The sequence below is a fragment of the Sphingomonas lenta genome (assembly GCF_002288825.1).
Classification (GTDB): Bacteria; Pseudomonadota; Alphaproteobacteria; order Sphingomonadales; family Sphingomonadaceae; genus Sphingomonas; species Sphingomonas lenta.
Genome location: NZ_NSLI01000004.1, coordinates 459,773 through 479,724, shown reverse-complemented (window position 1 = coordinate 479,724; position 19,952 = coordinate 459,773). Strand labels below are relative to the sequence as shown.

Below are 19,952 nucleotides of genomic sequence, written 5' to 3'. Positions count from 1 at the left end.
AACGGGCCGGCATGACCGACCACAGCCCCGATCCCCACCTGCTCGCCAAGGCGGAGACGCTGACCGAGGCGCTGCCGTATTTGCAGCGCTATGCGGGTGAGACTTTCGTCGTGAAGTATGGCGGCCACGCGATGGGCGACCCGGAGCGCCAGCGCGACTTCGCGGAGGATATGGTCCTCCTGAAGGCGGTCGGCATCAACCCGGTGGTGGTGCACGGCGGCGGGCCGCAGATCGGCTCGATGCTGAAGCGCCTCGGCGTCGAGAGCCGCTTCGTCGACGGCCTGCGCGTGACGGACGCGGAGACGGCGCAGATCGCCGAGATGGTGCTGGCGGGCTCGATCAATAAGGAGATCGTCGGCTGGATCGGCCAGGCGGGCGGGCGCGCGGTGGGCATATCGGGCAAGGACGCAGGGCTGGTCACCGCCGAGAAGGTCGGCGGCCGCGACGCCGACCCGAACCGCGGCATCGAGCGCCGCGTGGACCTGGGCTTCGTCGGCGAGCCGGTGGCGGTCGACCGCCGCATCGTCGACTCGCTGATCGGCGACGGCATCATCCCCGTAATCGCGCCGATCGGCCTCGGCCGGGACGGCCACACCTACAACATCAACGCCGACACCATGGCGGGCGCGATCGCCGGCGCGCTCGGTGCGGCGCGCTTCTTCCTGCTGACGGACGTGGCGGGCGTGCTCGACAAGGCGGGAGAGCTCATGACCGACCTCACCCCCGCCGACATCGGGCGATTGCGCGAGGATGGCACCATCTCCGGCGGCATGATCCCCAAGCTCGAGACCTGCGTCGCCGCAGTCGAGGCGGGGGTGGACGCCGCCGTCATCCTCGACGGCCGCGTGCCGCACGCCATGCTGCTCGAGATCTTCACCCGCCGCGGCGCGGGCACGCTGGTGCGCAGGAGCTCGCCGAAGGCTTAGCGCGCCGCCAATCGGCGGGCGAAGTGGACCTCCACCGCGCGCCGCACGCTCTCCGCGACCTTCTCGCGGCCCTCTTCGCTGCCGAGGAACTCGGCGTCCTTGGGGTTCGAGATGTACCCCGTCTCGAACAACACGCTGGGCATGTCGGGGGCTTTCAGCACCATTAGGGACGCCATGCGGTGGAACACGTCCTTGGTCGGGATCAGCGGCTTGGCCTCGCGTCCCAGCAGGCGGGCGAAGCCGGCGGAGATGTTCATCGTCTCGCGCTGCGCCAGGTCAATCAGGATATCGTGCACCTCGCGCGGCGCCTCGCCCAAGTTCACGCCCGCGATCACGTCCGCCTTGTTCTCACGCGCGGCGAGGCGGGCGGCCTCCTTGTCGGACGCCACCTCGGACAAAGTATAAGCGCTCGCCCCCGTCGCGTCCGGGTGGCCGGCGGCGTCGCAGTGCACGGAGATGAACAGGTCGGCCTTGAGCCGCCGCGCGATACCGTAGCGTTCGCGCAGGACCAGGAAGCGGTCGTCGCTCCGCGTCAGCGCCACGCGCACCCGCCCGCTCTGGAGCAGCTCGTCGCGGATCGCCTTGGCGATGCGCAGCGTCACGTCCTTCTCGCGGGCGCCGTCGGGCCCGAGCGCGCCCGGGTCGACGCCGCCGTGGCCTGCGTCGATCACCACGAGCGGGCGGCTCTCGTCGCCCTTCACCTCCGGCAGCTTCAGGCGCTTGGGCTTCGGGACGGGTTGGGTGACCTTGTATTTGGGCTTGGATGCGCCGAGGCCGAGGAAGCTGAGCGGCCCCTGCGCGCTGGCGCGGGCGAAGCGCTTGGCGTCGACCTCCTTGAGCGTCAGCGTCAGCTCGCGGCCGTTCTCCCCGAACGAGCCGGCGGTGACGGTGGCCGGCGCGGCGAGGTCGAACACGACGCGCGTGCCTTTCGCCCGCAGCCCCTGGCGGATCGCCGACACCGGCCCGCCCGCCTCCGCCACGCGGCCCGGCTCGACGCCCGCCACGTCCACCGCGATCCGGCGCGGGCCGTCGAGCACGAACGCCGCCGCGCGTTCCACCGCCTCGTCGAAGCGCAGCACGATCCGCCCCTTCTCGACCACCACGCGCTCCACGGTCGACGCGAGCGCGGGCGCGGGCGTGATCACCGCGAGGAGACCGAGCGGAAACATGCGCGCACCATGCCGCGACGGATACGCGCCGGTCCAGCGAAAAGCCCTCAAGAAAACCCCCATCGATCAAGGTGATCGCCGGGATCACCCTAGGTCCGGAGGGCCAAAACAGGGTTTCGGGGCAAGGTTAACGCGGGCTTAGGCAAGTTCTCGCCGACGACGCGGCAAGGTCCTGCCGGTTGCGATGACGCCGCCGCGATGCTACGTCGCCACGTGCACCAATGTGTCGCGCGCGGTCCTCGTGCCGCGACCCGCTGGGCCCAATCGGCCCGGACCTTGCAAGTCCCGGCCAGACAGGTTGACGCTCGCATGACGCATTATCCCCTTCCGCTTGCCAGTCCGGCTCCCGCCGGCGGGAGCGTGGGCGGGGAGCAGCGGGGCCGGACGCCCCGCCGTGCGTCGCGGGCAGAGGCGTTTCCTTCCACTTCCGCGGCCGGGCTTCCGCCCGCCGCCCCACGTCGCGCGCGGCCCCCCTCCGAGCGGCTGCGCGCGTGGAGTTCCATTCATGACGACACGCATGCTGATCGACGCGCGCCACCGGGAAGAGACCCGGGTCGCGGTCGTCAAGGGTAACCGGATCGAAGAGTTCGATTTCGAGAGCGCCGAGCGCAAGCAGCTCAAGGGGAACATCTACCTAGCCAAGGTCACGCGGGTCGAACCGTCGCTGCAGGCGGCGTTCGTCGACTACGGCGGCAACCGCCACGGCTTCCTGGCCTTCTCCGAGATCCACCCCGACTATTACCAGATCCCCAAGGAGGATCGCGAGGCGCTGCTCCGCGAGGAGGCCGAGCACGCCGCCGAGGAGGCCGCCCTCCGCGCCGACCTCGACGCGGAAGACGACGCGGACGCCGACGAGCATGGGGGCGAGGTCGAGGAAGTCGAGCGCGACGAGGACGCCGACGGTGACGAGGGGGGCACCTCGGGCGACGATCACGACGACGAGCCGGAAGACGGGCGCGACGAGGAGGCCGCCGAGGGTGACGCCCGTCCCAAGCGCCGCTCGAACGGCGACGACCAGGTGGAGGCGCTGCGCCAGCGTCGCATGAATCTGCGCCGCCGTTACAAGATCCAGGACGTGATCCGCCGCCGCCAGGTGCTGCTCGTCCAGGTCGTGAAGGAGGAGCGCGGCAACAAGGGCGCAGCGCTGACGACCTACCTGTCGCTGGCGGGGCGCTACTGCGTGCTCATGCCCAACACCAGCCATGGCGGGGGCATCAGCCGCAAGATCTCCAACGCCGCCGACCGCAAGCGCCTGAAGGCGATCATGGCCGATCTGCAGCTGCCGCCGAGCATGGGCTGCATCGTGCGCACCGCGGGGCTCCAGCGCACCAAGACCGAGATCAAGCGCGACTTCGACTATCTGGCGCGCCTGTGGGACGGCATCCGCGAGAAGACGCTCCAGTCCGCGGCGCCCGCGCTGATCTACGGCGACAGCGACCTCATCAAGCGCGCGATCCGCGACATCTACAACCGCGACATCGACGAGATCATCGTCGAGGGCGAGGACGGCTACCGCCAGGCCCGCGAGTTCATGAAGATGCTGATGCCGAGCCATGTGCGCCGCATCAAGCACTACTCGGACCCGATCCCGCTCTATCAGCGGGCGCATGTCGAGGACCAGTTGGCGGCCATGTACCACCCGGTGGTGCAGCTGAAGTCGGGCGGCTACCTCGTCATCAACCCGACCGAGGCCCTGGTCTCGATCGACATCAACTCCGGCCGCTCGACGCGCGAGCACAATATCGAGCAGACGGCGACCGCGACGAACCTGGAGGCCGCACAGGAGATCGCGCGGCAGCTGCGCCTGCGCGACATGGCGGGCCTCGTCGTCATCGACTTCATCGACATGGACAACGGATCCAACGTCCGAAAGGTCGAAAAGGCGATGAAGGAGGCGCTGAAGAACGACCGCGCCCGCATCCAGGTCGGCCGCATCAGCTCGTTCGGCCTCATGGAGATGAGCCGCCAGCGCCTGCGCACGGGCGTGCTGGAGGCGTCCACGCGCCAGTGCCCGCATTGCGAGGGCACGGGGCTGGTGCGCACCGCCTCGTCCGCCGGCCTGTCGGCGCTCAGGCTGCTCGAGGACGAGGCCGCGCGCGGTCGCGGCTCGTGCCTGACGCTGCGCGCGAGCCAGGAGGCGGCGTTCTACGTCCTCAACAAGAAGCGCGGCGACATCGCGGAGATCGAGGACCGCTACGGCGTGTCCGTCGAGATCTTCTCCGACGGCGAGCAGGAGGGCGCGCGCATGTCGGTCGAGGCGTCCGGCCCGCCGCCCGCGCACGCGCCCAAGTTCGAGGCGCCGATCCAGGACGATTTCGACGACATCCCCGAGGAGATCGAGGAGGACGAGGACGAGCTGGAGGTCGAGGAGGCCGAACAGGCGGCCCGGCCCGAGCGGCGCGAGGAGCGCGCCGAGGGCGCGGACGAAGGCGGTCGCGGCAAGCGTCGCCGCCGTCGCCGCGGACGGCGCGGCCGGGATCGGGAGGAAGCGCCCGCCGGTGACGGGTCGGATGCGGAAGCGACCGACGTCCCGTCCGACGAAGCCGCCGACGAGGAAGCCCGGCCCGAGGCGGTCGAGGTTCTGCAATCCGACGACGGCGAGGGCCGCCGCCGGCGCGGTCGCCGCGGCGGTCGCCGCCGGCGCGGAGGTCGCGGCGATCAGCTGACGGCCGCCGCCGACGCCGAGACGCCGGACGAGCTGCCGGAGGCCGGCGCGCCCGCCGACACGGGCGCGGAGGATGCGGAGCTGGAGGCGGTCGCCGCCGAGGGTCCCGCCGCAGAGCCCGTCGAGGCCGCGGACGCGGGACGCGTCGTCGACCCGCTGCGCCTCGCCGACGCGGAAGCCGACACCGGCGCGGACAAGCCCAAGCGCCGCCCCCGCGCCCGCAAGCGCGCGGTGGACGTGACGACGGAGGTCGAGCCCGTCGCCGCCGAAGCCGCCGCGCCGGCCGAGACGGTCGAGATGCCCGCGCCCGAGGAGGCGGAAGCGCCGGCCAAGCCGAAGCGCTCGCGCCGCAAGAAGGCGGACGCCGAGGTCGAAGCTCCGGCCGAAACGACGCCCGAGCCGGAGGCCGAAGCGGCCAAGCCCAAGCGCACTCGCCGCAAGAAGGCCGATGCGGACGCCGAAGCCGCTCCTGCCGCGCCCGAGCCGACGCCGACCCCCGACGCGGCGAACGACCGCAACGGCGGCGGCGATGACGGGGCGGAAGCCGCGACGCTCCAGGCCGCGCAAGACGGCGTGGTCGAGCCGGAGACCGCGCCCGACACGCCGCAGGCCGAAGCCCCCCCGCCGCGTCGCGGCTGGTGGCAGCGGACGTTCGGGGCTTAACTCCTAAAATCCTCCCTCGCTTCAGCGGGGGAGGGGGACCAGCCGCAGGCTGGTGGAGGGGAAGCTACGGGATGCGGCATCGCCCACGGCCTGCGTCCCGCAGGCCGGCTCCGGCCGGCGACAAGCCCCCGGCTTGTCGCTGATCGGCCTACGCCCCCCTCCACCACTCGCTACGCGAGCGGTCCCCCTCCCCCGCAACTGCGTTACGGGGGAGGAATAGAAGGGCTTCACCCGCGGTTCACCGTGGACCACCCAGAGCGTCGGCCTTCGGGGCTCGCACAACGCGCGCAGATTTCGTAAACCCGGCTGTGCCATCCTCCGCCCCGCCTGCCACCATCACCGGGTGACCCGATGAAGCGTTTCCTTGGCCTGTTCGCCGCCGCCGTGCTCCTCTCGGCCCAGCCCGCCTGGGCGCAGTCCATCCTACGCGACGCGGAGACGGAAGCGCTCCTCCACGACATGTCGGCCCCGCTGATCACGGCCGCGGGCCTGAGCCCGCGCGACGTCAAGATCGTGCTGATCAACGACGAGGCGGTGAACGCCTTCGTCGCCGGCGGTCAGATCGTGTACGTCAACTCGGGCACGATCCAGGCCGCCGACAGCGCGAACGAGGTGCAGGGCGTGATCGCCCACGAGCTGGGCCACATCACCGGCGGGCACGTGCCCCTGTCCGACCGCATGTTCTCCGGCGCGACGGGCATCTCGCTGCTGACGATGGTGCTGGGCTTGGCCGCGATCGCGGCGGGCGGCGGCGAGGCGGGCGCGGGCATCCTGGCGGCCGGCCAGCAGGCGGCGATGGGCAACCTCCTCGCCTTTTCGCGCCAGCAGGAAGCGTCCACCGACGCCGCGGGCGCGCGCTACCTCCAGACGGCCGGCATCACCGGCAAGGGCTACCTCACCTTCTTCGGCAAGCTGCAGAAGCAGGAATACCGCTACGGCATCACGCGCAAGGACAGCTTCATGCTGAGCCACCCGACGTCCGGCGAGCGCATCGCGACCTTGACCGAGACGCTCCAGGCCTCGCCCGCGTGGAACAAGCCGTCCGACGCCGCGATAGAGGAGCGCTTCCGCCGCGTCCGCGCGAAGCTCGCCGGTTACGTCAACACGCCCGAGCGGACGCTGCGCGAATATCCGGAGAGCGACAACTCGGTCTACGCCCGCTACGCCCGCGCCTATGCCTGGCACAAGGCGGGCCATCCCGCGAAAGCGAACGCCGAAGCGGACGCGCTGGTGGCGAAGCAGCCGAACGACCCCTATTTCCTGGAGGTGAAGGGTCAGATCCTGCTCGAGTCCGGCCGCCCCGCCGAGGCGCTGGCACCGTTGCGCGCCGCGACGGAGGGCTCGCGCAACAACCCGCTCATCGCGACGACCTTCGGCCACGCGCTGATCGCGACGGAGAACCGCGCCAACTATCCGGAAGCCGTGCGCGTGCTGCGCACCGCGGTCGCGCGCGACGACCAGAACCCGTTCGCCTGGTACCAGCTCGGCACCGTGTACGAGCTGACGGGCGACAGCGCGCGCGCGGCGCTCGCCACCGCCGAGCGCGCGAGCATGATGGGCGACAGCCGCACCGCCGTCGCCCGCGCGCGCTTCGCCATGGCGAACATCCCCGCGAACAGCAGCGACTGGATCCGCGCGCAGGACATCGCCATGACCGCGGGCAACGCCATCAGCGACGAGCGGAAGCGCCGGTGAAGGCGCTGACGCTGGCTCTGGTCGGCATTGTCGGCGCGCTGGGCGGCGCGGGCGCGATGTGGGCCGCGGGCGGCGCCGCGCCGGCCGAACGCGCGCGCATCGAGGGCGTGGTGCGCGAGTACCTCCTCGCCAATCCCGAGATCCTTCCGCAAGCCATGGAACGGCTCCAGCAGCGCGAGCAGGCCAAGGCGGTCGCGACCGCGGGCGACGGCGTCACCAAGGCCTATGCGGGCGCGTTCATGGGCAACCCGAACGGCGACGTCACGCTGGTCGAGTTCTACGACTATAATTGCGGTATCTGCCGCGCGAACCTGCCCGTCGTGCAGGAGCTGATCCGCCGCGATCCGAACCTCAAGGTCGTGTTTCGAGAGCTGCCCGTGCTGGCGGAGTCGAGCCGCGACGCCGCGCGCGCCAGCCTGGCGGCCGCCCGCGCGAACCGCTTCGCGCCGTTCCACAACGCGCTGTTCGGAGGCGGGCGCGTCAGCCCTGAGTCGATCGCGGCGGCGGCGCGCAGCGCGGGCGTCACGGTGCCCGCGCAGGACAAGTCGGCCGACGCGGAGATCGCGCGCAACCTCCAGATCGCGGGCGAGCTGGGCGTCACCGGCGTGCCGAGCTGGGTCGTGGGCGACCAGGTCCTGATCGGCGGCCAGAGCGTCGAGCGCCTCCAGCGCGCCATCGCGGAAGCGCGGCGGGAGGCGTGAGCGACGCGATCCTGTCCGTCCGCGGGGTCACCAAGACGTACAAGGGCGGCACGGTCGCGCTCAAACCCGTCGACCTCGACATCCGCCGCGGCGAGATCTTCGCGCTCTTGGGGCCGAACGGCGCGGGCAAGACGACGCTGATCTCCGTCATCTGCGGCATCGTGACGCCGTCGGCGGGCACGGTGACCGTGGAGGGCCACGACATCGTCCGCGACTATAAGCATGCGCGCCGGCGCATCGGGCTCGTGCCGCAGGAGCTGTCGACGGACGCGTTCGAGACAGTGCTCGCGACCGTCACCTTCTCGCGCCGGCTGTTCGGGCGGTCGGGGCATAGCGGCTACATCGAGCAGCTGCTGCGTGACTTGTCGCTCTGGGACAAGCGGAACAGCCGCATCATGGAGCTGTCGGGCGGCATGAAGCGCCGCGTGCTCATCGCCAAAGCTTTGAGCCACGAGCCCGACATCCTGTTCCTCGACGAGCCCACGGCGGGCGTCGACGTCGCCTTGCGCCGCGACATGTGGCGGCTCGTCCACCGCCTGCGCGAGGGCGGGACCACCATCATCCTCACCACCCATTATATCGAGGAGGCGGAGGAGATGGCCGACCGCGTCGGCGTCATCAACAAGGGCGAGCTGCTGCTGGTCGAGGACAAGGCCGCGCTGATGAACAAGCTCGGCAAGCGCGAGCTCGACTTGGCGTTGGTCGAGCCGATGAGCGAGGTACCCCCCGAATTTGCCGACTGGCACCTCACGCTCGACGATGAGGGCCGGCGACTCCGCTACACCTTCGACGCCACCGCCGAGCGTACCGGCATCCCGTCGCTGCTGCGTCGGCTGAACGAGCTAGGGATCGCGTTCAAGGACCTGGAGACGTCCAAGTCGAGCCTCGAGGACATCTTCGTCGACCTGGTCGAGGCGCGGGCATGAATTGGCACGGCGTCTGGGCGATCTACCGCTTCGAGATGGCGCGCGCGCTGCGGACGCTGTGGCAGAGCCTCGTCACGCCCGTTCTGACGACGTCGCTCTACTTCATCGTCTTCGGCGGCGCGATCGGCAGCCGCATGCAGGCGGTGGACGGCGTCGGATACGGCAGCTTCATCGTGCCGGGGCTGATCATGCTGTCGCTGCTGACGCAGTCGATCGGCAACGCGTCGATCGGCATCTACTTTCCCAAGTTCACCGGCACGATTTACGAACTCTTGTCCGCGCCCGTCTCCGCGTTCGAGATGGTGCTGGGCTATGTCGGCGCGGCGGCGACCAAGTCGGTGGTGCTCGGCCTCGTGATCCTCGCCACCGCCGCGCTGTTCGTGCCGCTGCCGATCGCGCATCCGGGCGCGATGATCGGCTTCCTGCTGCTCACGTCGGTGGCGTTCAGCCTGTTCGGCTTCATCATCGGCATCTGGGCAAAAGGCTTCGAGCAGCTCCAGTTCGTGCCCGCGCTGCTCATCACGCCGCTCACCTTCCTCGGCGGTGCGTTCTATTCGATCGACATGCTGCCGGAGCCGTGGCGGACGGTGAGCCTGTTCAACCCGGTCGTCTACCTCGTCTCCGGCTTCCGCTGGAGCTTCTTCGACCGGGGCGACGTGGCTGTGGGTGTGAGCCTCGCGGTGACGGCGGTGTTCCTCGTCGCGTGCATGGGCGTGGTGGCGTGGATCTTCCGGACGGGCTGGCGGCTGAAGAACTGACCCGCGTGCACCCCTTCCCTCGTTCGCTTCGAGCCTAGTCGAGAAGCGGTTCCGACGGGGTCGCCTGGAGCGTTTCTCGACTAGGCTCGAAACGAACGGAAGAGGGTGGGTCGGCCCTCGCGCTACTTAACTAGCGGCAGCACCACCTTCGACCCCGCGCATACGCGCTGCGTGGCTTTCACGAACTGCTCGGGCCGCGCGCGGGCGATGTTGGGGACGAAGGTCTGCGGGTTCCTGTCGATCACCGGGAACCAGCTCGACTGCACCTGCACCATCAGCCGGTGGCCGCGCTTGAAGACGTGGTCGCGCTCGCGCAGCGGCACGTCCCAGGTGACGACGCGGTTGGGGCGGAGCGCCTGCGGCCGCTCGCCGCTGGTCAGAAACTTACCCCGCCGGATCTCCATCGCGACCGGCAGCTGGTAGCCGCCGAGGTCCGCGCCGTCCGCTCCCTTGTAGCCGTCGGGGAAGACATCGATCAGCTTGACGACGAAATCGCTGTCGGTGCCGCTGGTCGACGCGAGCAGCCGCCCCAGCACCTGGCCCGTGACCGTCAGGTCCTCCGTCAGCGGCGCGCCGACCCAGCTCAGCACGTCCTTGCGGCCGGACAGGTAGCGCTGGTCCTCAGCCTCCCACCACTGCCACTCGGGCCCGAAGCCGGTCGAAATCGGCCGCGGGCGGTAGGGCACCGGATCGGCGGGGTCGGAGACGTAGGAGCGGCACCCCTCCCCGCCCCGCTCGAAGCCGAGCGTCCCGTCAGCGCGCAGGTACAGGTCGCGCTGCGCGGCCGCGATCGGCCAGCGCGGGTAGCTCTTCCAGGTCCACGACCCGCTCTGGAAGCTCTTGAGTTCGTAGTCGGGCTTGGCCCCGCGGCCGTGCAGCCAGTAGGCGAAGAACGGCGCCTGCACCTCCTCCAGGAACTGCCCCGTCGAGTTCACGCCATAGTCGATGCGGCCGAGGTTCGTGCCCTGGAACCGGCTCCAATAACCGTGGCTCCACGGGCCGGCGACCATCACCGCCAGGTTGTCGGGGTCGTTCCGCTGCTGCGTCTCGTGGATGCGCCAGCTGCCCCAGGGGTCCTCCTGATCCCAGTATCCCGTGACGTTGAGCGTCGGCACCGTCGTACGCCCGAGCGACTTGGACCAGTCCTGGCGCTTGTAGAACGCATCGTGATTCGGGTGCTCTAGCAGGCTGGTGAACATCGGCACCGCACCGCGGAAGTGCTGCTTGTCGATGTTCTCGACGGGGCCTTGCTTCAGAAACCAGTCGTACGCGTCCTTCTCGTCATAGGAGAACTCCGCGTTCTCCTTGTTCTTCTGCAGCAGGTAGAGCCAATCGGTCGCGTAGCTCAGGCGCAGCGCGCCGTAGCGGTGCAGGTCGTCGTTGAGCCAATAGTCGGTCCACGCCGCCTGCGGGCTCACCGCCTTCAGCGCCGGATGCGGCCGGGCGAGCGCGACCGCGGCGGTGAAGCCGGGATAGCTGATGCCCCACATGCCGACCTTGCCCGAATTGCCGGGCACGTTCTTCACGAGCCAGTCGATCGAGTCGTAGGCGTCGGTCGCCTCGTCGGTCGCGCCCTGGCCGACGGCGGTCGACAGCGTGAACACGCCGTCTGATTTGAACCGCCCGCGCATCGACTGGTTGACGAAGATGTAGCCGTCCTTCGCCAGCGCCGCCCAGCTCCGCGGGACAGTAGGCGGCGCATCGGTCCGGACGCCGTAGGGCGTGCGGCTGAACAGGACGGGCAGCGGTCCGGTGGCGTTCCGCGGCGCGGTGATGACGGTGTGCAGCTTCGCCCCGTCGCGCATCGGGATCATCACCTCGGTGACGGTGAAGGGCGACTCCGCCGCGGCCTGCGCCGGGGCTGGCGCGGGCGTCTGGGCATAGGCCGGTACGAAGCCGGCCGCGGCCAGCAGCGCGATCGTAAACTTGCGCATTCGAACTCCCCTCCCTCTCCGTTCGTTTCGAGCCTAGTCGAGAAACGATCCACGCGACACCGTCCGCATCCGTCTCTCGACCGGGCTCGAGACGAACGGAAGATGTGGATCGATCACCTCTGACGTTGGAAGCCCAGCGCCGGCCGCACCACCAGCGCGTTCAGGTCGATCGTGGCGTGGCACGCCATCGCGAGCCACAGGTCGCCGCTCGCCAGGTGCACGACCGACAGGAACAGACCGACCAGGCCCGTCGCGACCACGCCCACCCAGCCCTGGTAACGGTGCGCCGCGCCGAACAGCAGCGCCGATATGCCCACGCCCAGCAGCGCCGAGCCGGTCACCAGCGCGATCAACAGCGGCAGCATCAGCCGAAAGTACAGCTCCTCCGTCACCCCCGCCGATACCGCCAATAGGGCGGCCGCAGGCAGCTCGCGCGCGGACGATGGCAGGCGCGGCGGTCGGCCCAGGTAGAAGGCCCGCCTGCCGCGCCGCTGCCGCCACCAGCTCAAGCCCGCCGCCAGCACCGACCCGAGCGCCAAGCCGAGCAGGATCGGCCACGCCTCGAACCGCCCGTAGCTCCGCGCCAGCGCCGCCGCGGGCGCGAGTTCGGCGGGCAGGCTCGACAACGCCTCGTCCCGCCCGATCAGCAGCAGCGCGGCGAGCGCGGGGATCGCGAAGGAGAGCCAGAGCCGCCCCGCCCAGACCGCGAACGGCGCGCGCCCGCGCATCGGCAGCAGCTGCGCGGCGAGGCTCGACCGCCCGGCGACGCGCAGTCCCAGCTGGATCAGCGCCGCCGCGAGCAGCGCGGCCGCGAGCATCAGCCGACGCGATGCTCTCCGCGGACCCAGCGCACCGTGCCCGACGAGGCGCGCATCACGACCGACTCGGTCGTCATCACGCCGCCGCGCCGCTTGACGCCGTCGAGCAGCGAGCCGTCGGTCACGCCCGTGGCCGCGAAGATCACGTCGCCCTTCGCCAGGTCGTTCAGGTCGTACTGCCGGTCGAGGTCCTCGATGCCCCAACGATGCGCGCGGGCGCGCTCGTCTTCGTTGCGGAACAGCAGCCGGCCCTTGAACTGCCCACCGACGCAGCGCAGCGCCGCGCAGGCCAGCACGCCCTCCGGCGCGCCGCCCGATCCCATATAGACGTCGATCGTCGTGTCCGGGTTGGTCGTCGCGATCACGCCCGCCACGTCGCCGTCGGGGATCAGCATGATGCCGCAGCCGAGGCTCCGCAACTCCGCGATCAGCTTCTCGTGGCGCGGTCGGTCGAGCACGCACGCCGTGATGTCCTGCGGCCGCACGCCCTTCGCCTCCGCGATGGCGCGGATGTTCTCCGAAGGCGAGCGGTCGAGGTCGATGACGCCGTCGGGCAGCCCCGGCCCCACCGCCAGCTTGTCCATGTACACGTCGGGCGCGTTCAGGAGCCCGCCGGCCTCGGCGATGGCGAGCACGGCGAGCGCGTTCGGCCCCGCCTTGGCGGTGATGGTGGTGCCCTCCAGCGGGTCCAACGCGATGTCGATCGCGGGACCGTCGCCCTGCGCGGAGCCGACCTTCTCGCCGATATAGAGCATGGGCGCCTCGTCGCGCTCGCCTTCGCCGATCACCACCGTGCCGTCGATCGGCAGCTCGTTCAGCGCCTCGCGCATCGCCTCCACGGCGGCGGCGTCGGCGGCCTTCTCGTCGCCGCGCCCGACGAGCGTCGCGGCGGCGATCGCCGCGGCCTCGGTCACGCGCACCATCTCGAGCACGAGCACGCGGTCGAGGACGTTTTCGGTTTCCACGGTCATGCGATCTCCCCTGTTCGAGCGCGGCGATAGGGGCCGGGGGTGTCAGGGGCAAGACCGGGCTTCCCCGCTTCCGTTCGCCCTGAGCTTGTCGAAGGGCTGTTCTTCTTCGTGCGGGCGGTAAGAAGGACAGAGCTTCGACAAGCTTAGCATGAACGGAAATCAAATGAGCGACCGCCCCATCCTCCACACGCTCTGCGGCAAGGCGGCCGCCGGCAAGTCCACGCTCTCGGCCGAGCTGGCGCGGGCGCCGGGCACGATCCTCGTCGCGCAGGACCCGTGGATGGCGGCGCTCTACCCGGAGATGCGGACGGTGGACGATTACATCCGCCACGTGTCCCGCCTGCGCGCCGCGATGGGGCCGCACCTCGTCCAGCTGCTCCGCGCCGGCCTCTCGGTCGTGCTCGACTGGCCCGCCAACACCGCCGAGACGCGCCTCTGGATGCGCGGGATCGCGGAGGAGGCGGGCGCGGAGCACCGGCTCTACTGGCTCGACCTGTCCGACGAGGCTTGCTGGGAGCGCCTGCGCGCCCGCAACCGGGAGGGCCTGCACCCCTACCGCATGACCCGCGCGCAGTTCGACGAGATCACCCGCTATTTCGAGCCGCCGACGGAGGCCGAGGGCGCGATCATCCGCCGTTGAGCGCCCGGAAATGCGCCGCGACGTACTTCGTCACGGGCAGCGCTGAGAATGGCCGACGTTGAAGGCGCCGAATCCGCCCCTGCGGCTGCCGGTAAGGGGAAGATGATCCGTCAACGATGAAAACATTCGGCGGCTCTGGAACGGAATGGGACAGTTGTTCTGGAATTATTTACAACAACGATCATCAATGGTGACAGCCGGGTCCCACCCATGTCAGAGGAGCGCAAAAATAAGATCGGGCCGCAGCAAACCACCGCAAAACAGGGAGGCTGGGCATGGCGGAAGATGTGATCACCGCGCCGACGAACGTTAACGAGATCAAGGATTATTTGACACCTGCAGGCAGCGGTTTTCAGCTGACCTCGCTGGAGTTGACGGGCACGTTGGGCGCGGTGGGTTTGTTCGACTCGCTCGCGCTGTCGTCCGAGCTGACGCTGACGCGCGGTGTGCTGATCTCGTCCGGTTCCGGAAATCCGGAACGGTCGAACACGGCGAGCGGTCGCACCACGAACAACGGGCTGGGCGGCGACGGCGACCTCACGGCGTTCGCCCAAGCGGCGTTCAGCGGTTCGGGCGTGACGCTGGACGCGACCGTGCTGACGCTGACCTTCACAGTCACCGATCCGTCGGTGAAGTCCTTGTCGTTCGACATCACCTTCGGGTCCGAGGAGTATCCGGAGTTCTCCAGCAGCGACTTCGTCGACATCGGCGCGGTCTGGACGGGGACGGGCGGCGACGCCAGGAACTACGCGCTGATCAACGGCGACGTGACGACGCCCCTGTCGGTGATCGACAAGAACGAAGAACTCGGCAACTTCATCAACAACGCGGACGGCGCCCTAGCCATCCAATATGACGGCGTCGTCGCCAGCCAGACGATCCTCGTGCCGGTGACGCTCGGCGTCAACGTCATCAAGATCGGCGTCGCCGACACGGGCGACCGCAGCCTCGACTCCGGCCTGTTCATCTCGAACATCCGGCCGTCGGGGTCGGACGTGGGCGGCACCTTCCAGGAGGTCGAGGTCACGTCGGGCGGCACCTACGACGCCAGCGAGAGCAACTTCATCTTCGAGGGTACGGCGTCCGACCTGAACAACGCCGTCATCCAGTTCTTCGACGAACTCGATCAGATCTTCGTCGAGGACAGCTTCTTCTCCGAGCTCGACGTCAATCTCGAGCTCGGCTCGCTCCGCCTCCAGCTAGACACGGACGGCGACGGCGACTTCGACACGGAGATCACGCTGGCCGACCCGGCGCCCAACTCCACGGTCAAGATCGCGTCGACCTCCGCCGGCACGTCGGTCACGCTGGAGCTGCTGGCGCCGGCCACCGACGGCGCGGACGCGATCACGGGCACCGAGGGCCTGGACTACATCACGGGCGGCCTCGGCGCGGACACGCTCACCGGGCTCGGCGGGTCGGACGCGCTGTCCGGCGGCGCGGGCGGCGACGCGCTGCGCGGCGGCGCGGGCCGCGATTACCTGGACGGCGGCGCGGGCGACGATCAGCTGTCCGGCGGCGCGGACGCGGACGTGTTCTTCTTCGACGCGACCGCGGGGTCGACGGGCAAGGACCGGATCACCGACTTCGACATGAACGACGTGCTGGTCACCAACGTCCGCATCTTCGACAGCAACAAGGACGGCGTGATCACCTTCGGCGCGAACAAGCTGCTCGACCTCGCGGGCGGCGGCACGATCGGGATCACCGACCAGGGCAACAAGGCGGTCCGCGCGCTCGAATATGATGGGTCGTACGTGGCGGACGGCGTCACCTACTACGTCTACAGCCGCCTGGGCTCCTCGGCGGGGTTGGGCTCGGTCATACCCGGCGACGATACGATGCCGGTCTGACGGCACGGGGAGGGCCGGATCGACCGGCCCTCCCCATCGCTACAGATGCCTCTCAGTCGCGCAGCAACTCGTTGATGCTCGTCTTGGACCGGGTCTGCGCGTCCACCTTCTTCACGATCACCGCGCAGTAGAGGCCGGGGTTCGCGCCGGTCGAGCCTGGCACGACCACCGAATAGGGCGGCACTTGGCCCCGATGGACCTCGCCCGTCTCGCGGTCGACGATCTTGGTCGACGCACCGAGGTAAACGCCCATGGAGAGCACCGCGCCCTCGCCGACGCGCACGCCCTCCGCGACCTCCGACCGCGCGCCGATGAACGCGCCGTCGCCGATGATGACGGGGTCGGCCTGGAGCGGCTCCAGCACGCCGCCGATGCCCGCCCCACCGGAGATGTGGACGTTCGCGCCGATCTGCGCGCAGGAGCCCACCGTCGCCCAGGTGTCGACCATCGTCCCCTCGCCCACATAGGCGCCGATGTTGACGAAGCTCGGCATCAAGACCGCGCCGCGGCCCACGAATGCGCCGCGCCGAACGATCGAGCCCGGCACCGCGCGGAAGCCGGCGGCCTTGAACTCGGCCTCCGACCAGCCGCTGAACTTAGACGGCACTTTGTCGAACCAGTGGCCAGCACCCGGGCCGTTGTCGATCAGCACGTTGTCGTTGAGCCGAAAGCTCAGCAGCACCGCCTTCTTGAGCCACTGGTTGACGCGCCAGCCGCCCTGCCCGTCCGACTCCGCCACGCGCGCCTCTCCCGCATCGAGCATCGCCAGCGCGCGCTCGACGGCGAGCCGCGTCTCGCCCATGGTCTGCGGCCCCAGCTCGGCGCGGTTCTCCCAGGCGGCGTCGATCAAGCGCTCGAGGTCGGTCATGCGGGCTCCTGTATCTCGTCCAGCCAAGGGGCGAGCTCGGTGATGGTATAATCGATGAAGCTCACGTCCGCGTCGCCGGGCGCCTGCTCCGAGCCGTTATCGACCCAGACGGTGGTCATGCCGATCGCTTTGGCGGGCTTGAGGTTGCGCGCCATGTCCTCGACGAACAGCGCGGCCGTCGGATCGACGTCGAACGCGTCGCAGAGCGACCGGTAGGCGCGCGCTTCGGGCTTGGGGACGAGGTCCATCGCGTGGATGTCGTGCACGCCCTCGAAGCTGCCGCCCAGCCCCAGCCGGTCGAGCACCTTCAGCGCATAGGGCTTGTCGCCGTTGGTGAAGACCAGCTTGCGGCCGGGCAGCCTGGCGATCGCGGCGGCGAGCGGCGCGTCCTCCTCCAGCACGTCCATCTCGATGTCGTGCACGTCGGCCAGGAACGCGTGCGGGTCGACGCCGTGGTCGGCCATCAGCCCGGCCAGCGTCGTGCCGTGGCCGTGGAAGTACATCTTCTGCACGCGCCGCGCCTCCACCTCGTCCACGTCGAGCAGGCGCGCGACATAGGCGGTCATGCGCCGGTCGATATGCTCGAACAGGTTGCAGCGCGCCGGGTAGAGCGTGTTGTCGAGATCGAAGATCCAGGTGCGGATATGGGCGAGCGCTTCGATCATGGGAGGCGCGCTCTAAGCGGACCCTCCCGCCGGGGCAATCGCCTTCCTACCTTTAGGCGCATGACCCGCCTTTCCTTCCTGGACCTCGTTCCCGTCGTCGAGGGCGGCAGCGTCGGCCGCGCGCTGGCGAACGCCGCCGACCTCGCCGCCCACGCCGAGGCGCTCGGCTTCCACCGCTACTGGGTCGCCGAGCATCACGGCATGAGCGGCATCGCGTCCGCCGCGACGGCGGTGGTGATCGCGCATGTCGGCCAGGCGACGCGGGCCATCCGCATCGGTGCGGGCGGGATCATGCTGCCCAACCACGCCCCGCTCGTCATCGCCGAGCAGTTCGGCACGCTCGACGCGCTGTTTCCCGGCCGCATCGACTTAGGGCTAGGCCGCGCGCCGGGGTCGGACCAGCGAGTGGCGCGCGCACTGCGGCGTACCCTCGACAGCGATCCCAACGACTTCCCGCGCGACGTCTTGGAATTGCAGGCCTACTTCGCCGGCGAGGGCCCGATCCGCGCCACCCCGGGCGCGGGGGCCAGCCCCGAGATGTGGATTCTGGGCTCCAGCCTGTTCGGCGCGCAGCTCGCGGCCGCGCTGGGCCTGCCCTTCGCCTTCGCGTCCCACTTCGCGCCGGACGCGCTCGACATGGCGCTCCACCTCTATCGTCGCGACTTCCGGCCGTCGGCGACGCTCGCTCAGCCCCACGCCATGGCCGGCTTCAACGTCTTCGCCGCGGAGACGGACGCCGAGGCGGAGCTCCTCGCCAGCTCGCAGCAGCAGGCGTTCGTGGCGCTCAGGACCGGCAACCCCCGCCAGCTCCCGCCGCCGGTCGAGGGCTATCGCGACAGCCTGGGCGATCAGGGCCGCGCGATCCTCGACCATGTGCTGCAATGCTCGGCCGTCGGCTCCCCCGCGACGGTGGCCCGCGGCCTCGCCGCGTTCGTGGAGCGCACGGGCGTGGACGAGGTGATGGTGGCGAGCGCCATCTACGACCACGAGGCGCGCAAGCGGTCGCTGGCGATCACGGCGGGGGTGTTTGAGGAGCTGAAGCTAGCGGCCTAATTCTATGTTCCTCTCCCGCTCACAGCGGGGGAGGGGGACCAGCCGAAGGCTGGTGGAGGGGGAATAACGGGATGCGGCATCGCGCTGTACCCCCCTCCACCACTCGCTACGCGAGCGGTCCCCCTCCCCCGTAACTGCGTTGCGGGGAAGGAATGATGTAGCTTCAGTTCGCCGCCGGCATCCGTAACCGCACCAGCAACCCGCCCAGGTCCTCGCTCTCCTCCAGCGCCACCGTGCCGCCGTAGATCTCCGCTACATCGCGCACGATCGCCAGCCCCAGGCCCGTCCCCGGCTTGCCCGTATCCAGGCGCACGCCGCGGTCGAAGATGCGCGAGCGTTCCTCCTCGGGGATACCCGGCCCGTCATCCTCGACGAGGAACTCGACGAAGCCCGCCTGCTCGCGCACCGTCACGAACACGCTGCCGCCGCCGTATTTCGCGGCGTTCTCGATCAGGTTGCCCAGCATCTCGTCCAGGTCCTGCCGCTCGACATGGACCTGCAGCTTGCGCTCGCCTTCCTTGTCCTTGGGCCCGTCCATGTCGATGCGGACGTGGCGGTAGAGGCGGGCCACCGCGCGCTCGACCGACTCCAGGCTCGGCCACACGTCCGCGCGGCTGTGCGCGGAGCCGCGGCGGCCCACCGCGCGGGCGCGGGCGAGGTGGTGGTCGACCTGGCGGCGCATCGTCGTCGCCTCGCGCACCACCGTCTCGGCCAGGTCGTCCGCGTTGGCGGTGGCGGCGTTCATGATGACGGTGAGCGGCGTCTTCAACGCGTGGGCGAGATTGCCCGCGTGCCGCCTGGCCTCCTCCGCCTGACGCTCGTTGTGCTCGACGAGCGCGTTCAGCTCCTCGACGAGCGGCGCGACCTCGTTGGGCATGGGCGCGCTGATCCGGTTCGACGCGCCCGCGCGTAAGCGAGCGATCTCCTCGCGCACGCGCCGCAGCGGCCACAGTCCGTAGAGCGTCTGCAGCGCCGCCAGGATGATGAGCCCCAGCGCCAGCAGCGCGAAGGAGCGCACCAGCGTGCGCCGGAGCGTCTCGATCTGCGCGTCCAGCGCGTCCCGGTTCTGCGCCACCTGGAAACGCCAGACCACGGGCGAGCCGGGCAGGGTCACGTCGCGTTCGGCGATGCGCAGCTTCTCTTCGGGAAACTGCGCGCTGTCGTAGACATGGATCTCGCGGTCGTTGTGCTCGCGCCCGTACGCCAGCTGCCGGTCCCACAACGAGCGCGACGGGAACGCGTCGCGTCCCTTGGCCGACACCTGCCAATAGGCGCCTGATCCGGGCTCCAGGAAACGCTGGTCGGCGGGCTCGCGGTTGAACACGATCTCGCCGTCCGGCCCCACCTCCGAGGTGAGGAGCAGCGACTGGAGAACATATTCGAGCTGCCCGTCGAAGTTCGCGGTGACCGCCTGGGTCAGCACTCGGTCGAGCGCGAACCCTCCGCCGAACAGCAGCAGCGAGATCCACGCCGCCGCGGTCAGGATCATGCGGCGGGAGAGGGAGCCCGTCGTACTTGCGGCTCTAGAGGTCTCGACCGACAACGCCACCAAACGTCATCCCAGCGAAAGCTGGGATCGCGCGGTTCGGGCCGGGTACGCTCTCCCATGACGACCCCAGCTTTGGGTTCCCAGCAAAGTACTACTTT

Annotated in this window: 16 protein-coding genes; 9 read left to right on the top strand and 7 right to left on the bottom strand. The window is 69.9% G+C overall.

Annotated features, from left to right (window positions below):
* The first annotated feature begins 11 nt into the window (after window positions 1-11).
* Complete coding sequence (gene argB / locus CKY28_RS14485; protein WP_095999060.1) at window positions 12-926, top strand: acetylglutamate kinase; 915 nt, start codon at window positions 12-14, stop codon at window positions 924-926.
* Here the strand turns inward: argB and CKY28_RS14480 are convergent.
* Window positions 923-2,095, bottom strand: a complete 1,173-nt coding sequence (locus CKY28_RS14480) for an N-acetylmuramoyl-L-alanine amidase (protein WP_095999059.1) — start codon at window positions 2,093-2,095, stop codon at window positions 923-925. The genes argB and CKY28_RS14480 overlap by 4 nt on opposite strands.
* Window positions 2,096-2,612: 517 nt before the next feature.
* Here CKY28_RS14480 and CKY28_RS14475 point away from each other — a divergent pair.
* From CKY28_RS14475 to CKY28_RS14455, 5 genes are all read left to right on the top strand, one after another.
* Complete coding sequence (locus tag CKY28_RS14475; RefSeq protein WP_095999254.1) at window positions 2,613-5,423, top strand: Rne/Rng family ribonuclease; 2,811 nt, start codon at window positions 2,613-2,615, stop codon at window positions 5,421-5,423.
* 351 nt (window positions 5,424-5,774) lie between these two features.
* Window positions 5,775-7,118 carry a M48 family metalloprotease gene (locus CKY28_RS14470; RefSeq protein ID WP_095999058.1) on the top strand — a complete coding sequence of 448 codons (1,344 nt, stop codon included), beginning with the start codon at window positions 5,775-5,777 and terminating at the stop codon, window positions 7,116-7,118.
* Complete coding sequence (locus CKY28_RS14465) at window positions 7,115-7,819, top strand: DsbA family protein (RefSeq protein ID WP_245841853.1); 705 nt, start codon at window positions 7,115-7,117, stop codon at window positions 7,817-7,819. Before CKY28_RS14470 ends, CKY28_RS14465 begins: the two co-directional genes overlap by 4 nt.
* The gene (locus CKY28_RS14460) at window positions 7,816-8,745 is read left to right on the top strand and encodes an ABC transporter ATP-binding protein (protein ID WP_095999057.1); all 930 of its coding nucleotides are present in this window, start codon (window positions 7,816-7,818) and stop codon (window positions 8,743-8,745) included. Before CKY28_RS14465 ends, CKY28_RS14460 begins: the two co-directional genes overlap by 4 nt.
* Window positions 8,742-9,503 carry an ABC transporter permease gene (locus CKY28_RS14455; RefSeq protein ID WP_095999056.1) on the top strand — a complete coding sequence of 254 codons (762 nt, stop codon included), beginning with the start codon at window positions 8,742-8,744 and terminating at the stop codon, window positions 9,501-9,503. The genes CKY28_RS14460 and CKY28_RS14455 overlap by 4 nt, the downstream gene beginning before the upstream one ends.
* Before the next feature lie 122 nt (window positions 9,504-9,625).
* On the opposite strand, the gene CKY28_RS14450 is transcribed toward CKY28_RS14455, so the two are convergent.
* The 3 genes from CKY28_RS14450 to glpX all read right to left on the bottom strand — a co-directional run bounded on the left by CKY28_RS14450 (window position 9,626) and on the right by glpX (window position 13,226).
* Window positions 9,626-11,437, bottom strand: a complete 1,812-nt coding sequence (locus CKY28_RS14450) for a CocE/NonD family hydrolase (RefSeq protein ID WP_095999055.1) — start codon at window positions 11,435-11,437, stop codon at window positions 9,626-9,628.
* 113 nt (window positions 11,438-11,550) lie between these two features.
* On the bottom strand, window positions 11,551-12,255 hold the full coding sequence (locus CKY28_RS14445; RefSeq protein WP_095999054.1) for a CPBP family intramembrane glutamic endopeptidase: 705 nt from the start codon (window positions 12,253-12,255) through the stop codon (window positions 11,551-11,553).
* Entirely contained in the window at window positions 12,255-13,226 is a 972-nt protein-coding gene (gene glpX, locus CKY28_RS14440; protein WP_095999053.1) for a class II fructose-bisphosphatase, read from the bottom strand. The genes CKY28_RS14445 and glpX overlap by 1 nt, the downstream gene beginning before the upstream one ends.
* Before the next feature lie 163 nt (window positions 13,227-13,389).
* Between glpX and CKY28_RS14435 the strand changes: the two genes are divergently transcribed.
* A complete protein-coding gene (locus CKY28_RS14435; RefSeq protein ID WP_217989591.1) occupies window positions 13,390-13,866 on the top strand; it encodes a P-loop nucleotide/nucleoside kinase family protein in 477 nt (158 codons plus the stop codon).
* Window positions 13,867-14,141: 275 nt separating this feature from the next.
* The gene (locus tag CKY28_RS19120; protein WP_095999051.1) at window positions 14,142-15,719 is read left to right on the top strand and encodes a choice-of-anchor L domain-containing protein; all 1,578 of its coding nucleotides are present in this window, start codon (window positions 14,142-14,144) and stop codon (window positions 15,717-15,719) included.
* 52 nt (window positions 15,720-15,771) lie between these two features.
* Here the strand turns inward: CKY28_RS19120 and dapD are convergent, their stop codons facing one another.
* Complete coding sequence (gene dapD, locus CKY28_RS14425) at window positions 15,772-16,587, bottom strand: 2,3,4,5-tetrahydropyridine-2,6-dicarboxylate N-succinyltransferase (RefSeq protein WP_095999050.1); 816 nt, start codon at window positions 16,585-16,587, stop codon at window positions 15,772-15,774.
* Window positions 16,584-17,252, bottom strand: a complete 669-nt coding sequence (locus CKY28_RS14420; RefSeq protein WP_095999049.1) for a pyrimidine 5'-nucleotidase — start codon at window positions 17,250-17,252, stop codon at window positions 16,584-16,586. The genes dapD and CKY28_RS14420 overlap by 4 nt, the downstream gene beginning before the upstream one ends.
* Window positions 17,253-17,312: 60 nt before the next feature.
* Here CKY28_RS14420 and CKY28_RS14415 point away from each other — a divergent pair, with 60 nt between their 5' ends.
* The gene (locus tag CKY28_RS14415; RefSeq protein ID WP_095999048.1) at window positions 17,313-18,305 is read left to right on the top strand and encodes an LLM class flavin-dependent oxidoreductase; all 993 of its coding nucleotides are present in this window, start codon (window positions 17,313-17,315) and stop codon (window positions 18,303-18,305) included.
* 163 nt (window positions 18,306-18,468) lie between these two features.
* Here the strand turns inward: CKY28_RS14415 and CKY28_RS14410 are convergent, their stop codons facing one another.
* Window positions 18,469-19,794 carry a sensor histidine kinase gene (locus CKY28_RS14410; protein WP_095999047.1) on the bottom strand — a complete coding sequence of 442 codons (1,326 nt, stop codon included), beginning with the start codon at window positions 19,792-19,794 and terminating at the stop codon, window positions 18,469-18,471.
* Window positions 19,795-19,952: the final 158 nt, after the last annotated feature.